This is a genomic window from Neobacillus drentensis, assembly GCF_036965645.1.
Lineage (GTDB): Bacteria > Bacillota > Bacilli > Bacillales > Cytobacillaceae > Neobacillus > Neobacillus drentensis_D.
Map to the genome: position 1 here is coordinate 23,188 of NZ_JBALPZ010000205.1, position 10,159 is coordinate 33,346.

Genomic DNA, 10,159 nt, shown 5'->3' on the forward strand with positions numbered 1-10,159 from the left:
TTTTTGATAACCTTCGGACAAGCGTCGATGCCATATCTTTTTCCATTCATAGACTGATAGAGCAAAAGAATGGAGGGATATGGATGTTTGGTTACTCAATGGTTCAAATGGTGCGATCACATGCACATAAACTAGATCATTCCTTACGTGGAAGTATCTTAAACCTTTATAAACCTTTCAAATGGACACCTTGCTTTTTGCATGATTTTTTTGAAGGGTCTATAAAAAAGAGAAAGAGGTTTTCTGTTATTATCGAATTCGAGGAGGGCTGCTTTGAAGAGGCCTGTCAAGTAGTAGGTGAAATATTGGGCCGCCATAAGAAAAATGGGCTGAGACATCATTTTCACAGGATATCCTGCAGCAGTGCAGACCTTACTCCCAATGGATTAGAAGCGATTCTCACAACTTGTAACCATATTAAGAAAGTGTATTTAAATAATGAAGTGAAGGCTTTTTTAAACGTAGCGGTACGATCAGCTAACGCTAAAGGAATCGTAAGAAACGGAAAAGAACTAACAGGCAGAGGAGTTAAGATCGCCATCGTCGATACAGGGATTTATCCGCATCCCGATTTATCTGGCAGAATTACAGATTTTGTGGATTTTATTAATAGCAGGACCGCTCCCTATGATGATAACGGTCATGGGACGCACTGTGCGGGAGATGCCGCTTCAGCCTCCATAAAATACACAGGACCTGCTCCAAAGGCAAACCTAGTAGGGGTTAAAGTTCTTGATCGAACAGGTTCAGGTTCTCTTGAAACGATTATTCGCGGGGTGGAATGGTGTATTCAATACAATGAACAAAACCCTGCGAATAAAATTGGTGTTATCAGCATGTCCTTAGGAAGTACTCCAAGCCCATATCGATCAGAGAATCTAGATCCAATGGTTAGAATTGTGGAAAGCGCTTGGGAATCGGGCATTGTCGTATGTGTCGCAGCTGGAAATGAAGGTCCGGACCAGAGTACCATTGCAAGTCCTGGTATAAGTGACCGAGTGATTACGGTGGGAGCGTTCGATGACAAGGGCACCTTGCAAAGAACAGATGATGATGTCGCGAGTTTTTCGAGCCGGGGGCCAACGATTTATAATGTGAACAAGCCTGATATTTTAGCACCTGGGGTGAATATTGTTTCATTAAGATCGCCCAACTCGTATCTGGACAAGCTTCAAAAAAGCAGCCGGGTGGAGAGTAATTATTTTAGATTATCCGGAACCTCTATGGCAACACCTATTTGTGCCGGTATTGTTGCTTTGATAAAAGAAAGTAATCCTCAATTAAGCCCTGATGAAATCAAGAACCTACTAACGTCCGGTACCGTTTTGTGGAAGGGACGGGACTATAACGTATATGGTGCAGGATATATCGATGCTAATAACTCGATTCCTTAAGAGGGTGTCCTATGATTGGACACCCTCTTATCTTTTCTATGATCAGCTTGTTTATAAGTTTCGCCTATTACATATGTGATAAAGTGATGGTCAGCACTTTTGCTTACTTTAATATTCTCCTTTAATGACAAAATACGAGCCCCGAATGGTTCCAGCTAGTTTAGACTTCTGCCTAGCAAACTTAAACTTCCCTTCTAACTCCTTTGGTACTTCCATCCCCTCAGAAAGCTTAAAACCAACAGCTCGCTTTGGCTTAGGGTCATCAACCGTATAAAGGACGTTTATCGAAAGACCATCTTCATAAAAAACGTAGGTCCATTTGATATTTTCCACTTGAAAATGCGACGTTTCTAAAGGCTTGGCCGCAAACTCAAGATCACGTTCTTTTTTCAAAATTCGGTTCACATAATCAAGGGTTTCCTGGCTTTCACTAGCTGGTACAACCGTAAATTCATGCTTGTATTTGTTCATAAAATAACGGGCTTCATTAGCACGTAAACCAGCAAGCGCTTCTGCGACAGGTGAAGACTCTAAACCAACCGTAGACACATTTTTAAAATCAACGATATAGGACATTTCCATCCCTCCTTTTAGCTCCTTATTTTCTAACAACAGGAATCCACATTTCACCAGATACTAAGCCGTTTTGCTGCCCCATCTCAACCGTTGCATTTGGCCCGCCAACATAGGCAAAATTCTTTGCTTCTGGCAAGACTTGACCAAAAGCAATGCCGGTAAGCATATTACTTAACTCATCAGCCGTTTTCGCTTCCCCTTTAACAACTAGGTATGGCCCTTTAGGAAATTGGATCACTCTTGTTGCTTCTGGCAGCGATGCCTCTGTCATGACGCCAGCATAATGCATCATCTTGTTATTCACCGCTTCATTCACGGCAAAAATGTAATCATTAGTGGCTTTTGTCTTTAACATGTCAAGCCTTCCATCTTGTTTGACGGCCGACCAAAAGTCTGCCTTTTCCTTATTTATGCCAGCATAGTCGGTGTAATTGCTCTTAAGCTCAGTTCCAATACCTAAAACGGTAAAGCTTTCTTTTTCTTCTAATGTATAATTTGCCATATTAAAACCTTCCTTTTTTAAAATTTATCAAATGATTTGTCTTTTCACTCGATGAGTTTATAATAATCTTTAATCATGTCAAAAAATGATACTGTTTAGGAGGTTCCGATGAAAAAAGTTGAACGGATTAATATCATCATGCGGTATATCAACAACCGATCCCACTTTACCATTTCTGAGATTATGCAAGAATTTAACATCTCTCGTTCGACAGCTATTAGAGATATCAGAGAAATTGAAGCCATGGGGATGCCGCTTGTCGCTGAAGTTGGAAGGGATGGGGGTTATTTTGTCATGAACAACTCTGTCCTGCCCACAGTTCGCTTTACGGATAATGAAATTAAAGCTCTTTTTATTGCCTTTATGGCCACAAGAAATCAACAACTCCCCTATCTAAAGAGTCGTCAGTCTTTAGCTGAAAAATTACTAGGCCTCATTTCAGAAACCCAGCAAGATGACCTTGTCCTTTTAAATCAAATCTTGCTTTTTGAAGGGACCAACCCCAATAATCCCGACTTGCTTGAACTGTCAGACCTGCCCCATCCTATGTTAGAAAAACTCATCCAAATCCTTCTTTCGGATCGCTATATATCGATTACCATCCAAGAAGGGAAGGTAATGAATTCCTATCCCATTCTTCTCTTGCACCTTTATCGTGAAAAAAGCAGTTGGCTGATTGATGGATTTGATGTAAAGGATTTAAAGAGGAGGATTTTCCCTGTCGACAATCTCACCAATGTTAAACCATATCCAATGGAAAAAAGATTAAGTAAGAAAAAAATTTTAGAAAAACTAAGGAAGCAGGAAGAAGTAACTAACCTTGTCCTTGAACTTGGTCCAAAGGCGATTGCCCAGTTTAAGAAGTACCATCCTTTAAAAGTTTCCATTGCCTATACGAATCCTTACCAAACCACAGCCATTCTAAAAACTTTTATCAATGTCAATCATTCAGAAGAATTGACTGAAATCACAAATTGGCTCCTTTTCTTAGGTGAGGATATCAAGGTCAGGGAAGTGCCTGAAGAAGTCTTAGAAGGTTTACAAAAGAGATTATTCCTATACTGCCCATAAGCAGTGGCAGTTAAAACCTCAAAATTTGAGTTTGCCCAGCCGCCAGTTCCCCCTAGTTTTTAGCGAGAAGGAGGCATTATCAAAAATAAGTTAAAAGGGCGGGTTAGTTTGTAGTAAAAAGCAGCTGAGGGTAATAGCGATAAAGTTATTGTAAAATTTAAAAATAAATCAATATTCTTAATATTTTATTTTAATAAAGCTAGATAAATAGGTGTTTTTCTGAAAAAGACAATTGTATTTTTTATATAGTAGTATTATAATTGAATAATAATTCAGATAAGTGAATTAGAAGCAGCTAGTTGGAAGGAGGGAGTCAAAGTGGAAACGAATGAATTAAAGAGAGGCTTAAAATCACGTCATATTCAGATGATTGCGTTAGGCGGTACAATTGGTGTCGGATTATTTATGGGTTCAGCAAGTACCATTCAGTGGACGGGCCCTTCTGTGCTCTTTGCCTATATGATTGCAGGAATTTTTATCTTTTTTATTATGCGGGCAATGGGAGAAATGTTATATTTGGAGCCAAGTACGGGCTCTTTCGCAACATTCGGCTATAAGTATATTCATCCATTAGCAGGGTATTTAACGGCATGGAGCAACTGGTTTCAATGGGTCATTGTCGGGATGTCAGAAATTATTGCCGTTGGGGCATACATGAAGTATTGGTTCCCAGATCTTCCCGCTTGGATTCCCGGTTTAGTTGCCTTTGTGATTCTTGGGGCAGCCAACTTAATTTCGGTTAAATCGTTTGGTGAATTTGAGTTTTGGTTTTCGTTAATAAAAGTTGTCACGATTTTAATCATGATCGTTGCCGGATTTGGTCTTATTTTCTTCGGAATTGGCAATGGAGGAATTCCAACCGGGCTGGCCAACCTTTGGGAACATGGCGGCTTCTTTACAGGTGGCTGGTCAGGATTCTTTTTTGCTCTGTCACTGGTTATTGGGGCTTATCAAGGTGTGGAATTAATCGGGATTACAGCCGGAGAAGCAGAAGATCCGAAAAGAACATTAACCAAAGCGACCCAAAGCATTATCTGGCGGATTTTAATTTTTTACATTGGAGCAATCTTTGTGATTGTGACCGTTTATCCATGGGACCAGCTGCATTCTATTGGCAGTCCATTTGTTGCTACATTTGCAAAATTTGGAATTACAGCGGCAGCCGGAATTATTAACTTTGTTGTCATCACTTCGGCGATGTCTGGTTGTAACAGCGGGATTTACAGTGCAGGACGAATGCTTTACACATTGGGGATCAATGGACAAGCACCCAAAATCTTTACGAAACTATCTTCTAATGGGGTACCCCTTTTAAGTACGATTGGTGTACTGGTTGGATTGGCAGTGGGCATTATTTTAAGTTATATTGCACCAAAAAATTTATTTGTCTATGTCTATAGTGCTAGTGTACTTCCGGGGATGATTCCGTGGTTTGTTATTCTGATCAGCCAAATTCGATTCAGAAAAGAAAAGGGGGACAAAATGAACAATCATCCGTTCAAAATGCCTTTTGCCCCTGTATCAAACTATCTGACAATCGCTTTTCTGGTTCTAATATTAATAGGTATGTGGTTTAATAAAGATACCCGTGTATCGCTTGTTGTAGGGATTGTTTTTCTGGCGCTTGTTTCCATCAGCTATTACGCGTTCGGCATCGGAAAGCGTGCAGAGGGAGCTCAGATTAAACGTGTCTCTTAAGACTTCTTAAAAATAATAATATATTGATCAACAGGGGCAGTTATAACAATGCCCCTGTTTTTATTGGATACAGGGGGACGGTTCTTATGCTTCTGAGGCAGAGGAACCGTCCCTTTGTTTATTTCTTCATTCAGATTCATCCGACAGGGATATTTAACTTTTATGATAAAATGATAGAAAGAAATATGAAGTAGGGGTGTGACCGTGTTTTCTATCTTAAAACAAAAAGCAGTTCATCTATTTCCAGGCTATTTTGCGCTGGTAATGGCCACAGGGGCACTCTCCATCGGAACTTATCTACTTGGAATGGATCTGATTGCTAAGATTTTACTCTATTTAAATACAGCGGCTTATATTGGTTTGTGGATCTTAACGCTTATTCGGCTTTTTTGCTATTTTCCTAGAATGGCTGCAGATATAATGAGCCATACGGTTGGACCCGGATTTTTTACGATCATCGCCGGAACCAGTATGTTTGGCTGCCAGCTTTTGATTATGACGAATCTATATACTGTGGCCATGTATTTATGGGGGCTGGCGATTGTTTTATGGGTCGTGATTATGTATACCTTTTTTTCAGCGGTTACGATTCGCAAGGATAAGCCAGCGCTAGCCGAAGGGATTAATGGGGGCTGGCTGATTGCCGCAGTCGCCACGCACTCGATCTCCATTCTTGGTACGCTGCTGGTGTCCCATATGGAGCGGGGGCAGGATGTGGTCTTGTTTTTTACGTTATGTATGTATTTCCTAGGCTGTATGTTGTATCTCAATATCATTACGTTAATTTTTTACCGCTTTACCTTTTTAAAGCTTGATCATACAGCTCTGACACCTCCGTACTGGATTAATATGGGGGCGGTTGCGATAACCACATTGGCAGGTTCTTAGCTCATTTTGAATGCCAAGTATTGGCCGCTGCTGGTTGAAATTACTCCTTTTTTAAAAGGATTTACGTTGTTTTTCTGGATTATGGGTACCTGGTGGATTCCACTGATGATTATACTGATGATTTGGCGTTATCTTTATCATCGTTATCCTTTATCGTATGATCCACAGTTTTGGGGGATGGCGTTTCCGCTGGCGATGTATACGACGAGCACCTATCAGTTGTCAAAGGCGCTGGGGGTTCCGTTTTTGACGGTGATACCGCGTTTTATGGTGTATATTGCACTGGCTGCCTGGGTATTTGTGTTTTTTGGAATGATATGCCATTTTGTGTTTCATAGTGTTCATTACTCCAAGTCAGTGGAGCAAAAAAGCTTGTAGAGCAGCGATGCTTCTACGAGCTTTTTTTAATCCTTTGTTCTCCATGCAGCAGGATCCGTTTATTCAAAATTACTTGAGATACGGTGATCCGTATTTTAAGTAAATGCGGTTTATAGCCTAAAATAAGCAAGGAATAGTATAATAAAATCAAAAGGTAAATATATAGGCGGGGACTTTAGATGAAACAACATCGTCAAGCTGATACTCCAAATTCAATTATAAATCGAAATGGGCTTACGCCTGAATACATTGAAACAGGCCATATGCTAAGAGAAAAATTGCTCCGAGGCATTCAGCTTGGTGATCGAGATTTGATAAACGAATATGAAAGAGATGCGTCTCAGAAATTTAGAGATGAACAATTAAACATTCTGAACAGAGTCCCAAATAATAAGGTTCGTTCCTATAAAAATATTTTATTATCACATAATACCCTCTATAGCTATGCAGCTGAAAAGGGAGGGTTAAGTCCATGGCAGTGCCACTTTATATCGGAAAAATATGCCATTATGATTGAGTTTGCCGAAACCTTATCTGAATTAGACAAGATTCATGCCAATATGATAGCAGAGTATTCCGATAACTCCATTCGGAAATCTCAAAGTGACAACTTAACCATTGTAGAGAAAGCAGAAAACTACATAGAAATGAACTTTGCAGAGGACATATCTATGGAGGAAATGGCAGGGAAATTACATGTTCATCCTTCGCACTTAATGCGGACGTTTAAGAAAGGAAAAGGGATGACCATTAGTAATTTTCGAAATCTGAGAAGATTAAAAGAAGCAAAAGAACTAATCCTATTCTCCCGTCTTTCAATGACCGAAATTGCAATAATGGTTGGATTTAGCAACCCTCAGTATTTTTCTAAATTCTTTAAAGAGGTAGAAGGGATGACTCCTGTAGAGTATAAAAAGAAGAATAAGAAATGACCAATGTCAGTCTATAAATCCTTTTGGTGGCGCATGAGATATCATGCGCCTGTTTTTTTGTAAATATTCACGCAATTATACTATAAAAACATGCAATTGGAGTGCAAAAGTGTTTTAGCAAATGGATGTATACTTTAATCAAGTTCTAGCTGGAGCACGCAATATATTTATTTTTAACTAAAATGTAAACGGTTAAAAAGGGGAGATATACATGAAAAAGTTTGGAGTAAGAGATCAAGTTGGATATGCTTTTGGGGATATTGGAGGAAGTTTCGTAAACTTATACATTGGTTCTTTCTTTATTGTCTTTTGTACCTATGTATTAGGTGTAAGCCCCTACTTTATGGGGACAATGTTTTTAGCCGGTAAAATATTCGATGCCATTGTTACTGGTATTATGGGGACCATTACTGACCGTTTTAGAATAGGAAAAAGCGGAGATAAGTTCTTGCCTTGGATCAGCTTTTCTAAATGGTTACTAGCAGCATCATGTTTAATATCTTTTGCTGACGTCTCTAGTTTGGGAGCTACCGCAACTCACATTTGGGTAGTAGCTGCTTATTTATTCTTCTGTGTTGCTTATACTGCGGATGCCATTCCATATGGTTCATTAGCATCTGTAATTACGAATGATCCTGATGAACGTACAAAATTATCTCGTGCCCGTTCAATCGGCGGTATGATTGTAGGAGTTGGATTCTTATCGTTTGTTCCCATGTTCATCTATGACAAAGCTAGAAATATCGTTCCAGAAGCATTCTTCTATATCGCTATCGTATTCAGTATTTTATCATTATTATCCTATACAGGGCTTGTAAAATTAACAACTGAGCGTATCCGTGACGAAAAGTCTGCTGGAGCTAAACCTGATTACAATTTCAAGGAAGCATTTAAAGTAGCATTTTCCAACAGACCATTAATCGGTATGATTGTTGCGACCCTCGGTTCTACCTTAATTATTTCTGGTGTTACTACTTTAGCTGCTTATGTATTTGCTGAATTTTATAACATGCCTAGTGCCTTTGCTATCAACTCTTTCATTAACATGGGAATCATACTTGCTCTATTCGTTGTCATTCCAAAGCTCGCAGCAAAATTCAATAAACGCAACCTGATTCTTGCGACATCAGCATTCAGTTTAGTTGCATCTGCTTTTATGACTTTTGTTACTTTTGAAAATGTTTATGTATTTGCGGCATTATACAATATAGCGACAATCGGTTCATCCGTGTTTGTTATGCTTGTTTGGGCTATGGTTACGGACTGTATCGATTATTCAGAGTATAAAACCGGAAAGAAAATCGAAGGAACTCTTTACTCCCTCTATTCTTTCGGCCGTAAGGTAGGAATGGGATTAGGAGCAGCGGTTGGCAGTTACTCGTTAGGCTGGGTTGGATTTGTATCTGGTGCAAAATCACAATCACAGGAAGTGGCAGAAGGTATATTAAAAATGTACACAGGTATGCCAGTTGTCGCCTTTATTATCATACTAATTGGTGTAGGTTTAATTTTTAACCTAAATACAAAGAGCACAAATGAAATGTATGCGGCATTAAAAGAAAGAAGAGCGTCGTAATAAGGAATCTCTTTATAGTGAATCCTTATTAACTAGCATTATAGGAGAGGTTCAAATGCGTACTAGATTCCTTTCAAAAATGACAAATGGGGAAGTCGAAGAATATTTAAATCGAAATGATATTATCTATGTTCCAGTTGGAGTAACAGAAACTCATGGAGCTCTACCGCTGGATTCTGAAACTGTTTTAGCGGAAGCGATTGCTTTGAAAATGGCTGAAGAATCAGATGGGCTTGTTTTGCACAACTTGCCTTATTTCTTCCCAGGTGGAACGATTATCGGCCGGGGGACGATCCAAATGAGTATAAAAGACGGGATGGCTTATTTGGATAAGATTGCAAAGTCATTACTACATCAAGGCTTTAGACGACAAATTTATATTACCAGTCATGGTCCAGGTTATCTGACAGTTAGTGGCATGGTTCGTGATTTCTTTGATGAAACCAAAGTGCCTGCCCTTTATATGGATGTTTTAATGGCAGCAAAGGCAGCCAATTTCAATCTGATGGATGCATTTCATAATATGACCATTGGTGCTTATAAAGTTTTAGGAAGATTAGAAGATGTTCCATTGAATGTACCTGAATCCTATTCCGTTACTTATGATGTTCAACATATGTTATCAGGAATGAGTAAGAATCCTGGTAATATATTAGGAAAATATGCTTATCAATCCGGTGCAGTAGGTTCTTACTTTAATGAACCATCTGATCATATGGCTACTCCGCTTTTGAAAACATCTGAAGAAAGAGAAGCACATGCAGATTCGGGTGTTCAAGCGATTAACGAACTTGTAAAGGCATTGGATATGCCGACTATTGTAAAAACACTTCGTCAAGTGGATATTTATACTAAGGATACGATTCTTCCTAAATACGGGGCAAATTTGCCAATCGGACATGCGTAAAATACAAAAAAATCGTGCGAACCATATGGGGATCGTGCGGTTTTTTTTGCTTTAATGGAGAGATAAAAGTTACATATCCTGGCCTTAATATCGTTGAAACGTCATTTTGATTAGTAACGGTGAACCTTACCGTTAATTGAGGCAGTTTTTCTGTATAGAATGTAAGTTGTCTTGAAGCGCTGAAATGAAGGACATTATGCAGATAAGGAAAGAGGAAAGTGTCCTTCATAAGGAGGA

General features: G+C 39.2%; 8 protein-coding genes and 1 pseudogene. 7 read left to right on the forward strand and 2 right to left on the reverse strand.

The window, feature by feature from the left end; translation table 11 throughout:
• The first annotated feature begins 83 nt into the window (after positions 1–83).
• Positions 84–1,394, forward strand: a complete 1,311-nt coding sequence (locus V7266_RS28230; protein ID WP_335472539.1) for a S8 family peptidase — start codon at positions 84–86, stop codon at positions 1,392–1,394.
• A gap of 108 nt (positions 1,395–1,502) precedes the next feature.
• On the opposite strand, the gene V7266_RS28235 is transcribed toward V7266_RS28230, so the two are convergent.
• Both V7266_RS28235 and V7266_RS28240 read right to left on the reverse strand, forming a co-directional pair.
• The gene (locus V7266_RS28235; protein ID WP_335472540.1) at positions 1,503–1,970 is read right to left on the reverse strand and encodes a phage tail protein; all 468 of its coding nucleotides are present in this window, start codon (positions 1,968–1,970) and stop codon (positions 1,503–1,505) included.
• A 22-nt stretch (positions 1,971–1,992) separates the two neighbouring features.
• Positions 1,993–2,472, reverse strand: coding sequence for a GyrI-like domain-containing protein (locus tag V7266_RS28240; protein ID WP_335472541.1), 480 nt, complete (start codon positions 2,470–2,472; stop codon positions 1,993–1,995).
• Positions 2,473–2,580: 108 nt separating this feature from the next.
• Here V7266_RS28240 and V7266_RS28245 point away from each other — a divergent pair, with 108 nt between their 5' ends.
• The 6 genes and pseudogenes from V7266_RS28245 (at position 2,581) to V7266_RS28270 (ending at position 9,922) form a co-directional block, all read left to right on the forward strand.
• Entirely contained in the window at positions 2,581–3,543 is a 963-nt protein-coding gene (locus V7266_RS28245; protein WP_335472542.1) for a helix-turn-helix transcriptional regulator, read from the forward strand.
• 318 nt (positions 3,544–3,861) lie between these two features.
• Positions 3,862–5,241, forward strand: coding sequence for an amino acid permease (locus V7266_RS28250; RefSeq protein WP_420491515.1), 1,380 nt, complete (start codon positions 3,862–3,864; stop codon positions 5,239–5,241).
• A 204-nt stretch (positions 5,242–5,445) separates the two neighbouring features.
• A pseudogene (locus V7266_RS28255) lies at positions 5,446–6,507 on the forward strand (tellurite resistance/C4-dicarboxylate transporter family protein).
• A 179-nt stretch (positions 6,508–6,686) separates the two neighbouring features.
• The gene (locus V7266_RS28260; protein ID WP_335472543.1) at positions 6,687–7,439 is read left to right on the forward strand and encodes an AraC family transcriptional regulator; all 753 of its coding nucleotides are present in this window, start codon (positions 6,687–6,689) and stop codon (positions 7,437–7,439) included.
• A 211-nt stretch (positions 7,440–7,650) separates the two neighbouring features.
• Entirely contained in the window at positions 7,651–9,015 is a 1,365-nt protein-coding gene (locus V7266_RS28265; protein ID WP_335472544.1) for an MFS transporter, read from the forward strand.
• Positions 9,016–9,070: 55 nt separating this feature from the next.
• Positions 9,071–9,922, forward strand: a complete 852-nt coding sequence (locus V7266_RS28270; RefSeq protein WP_335472545.1) for a creatininase family protein — start codon at positions 9,071–9,073, stop codon at positions 9,920–9,922.
• Positions 9,923–10,159: the final 237 nt, after the last annotated feature.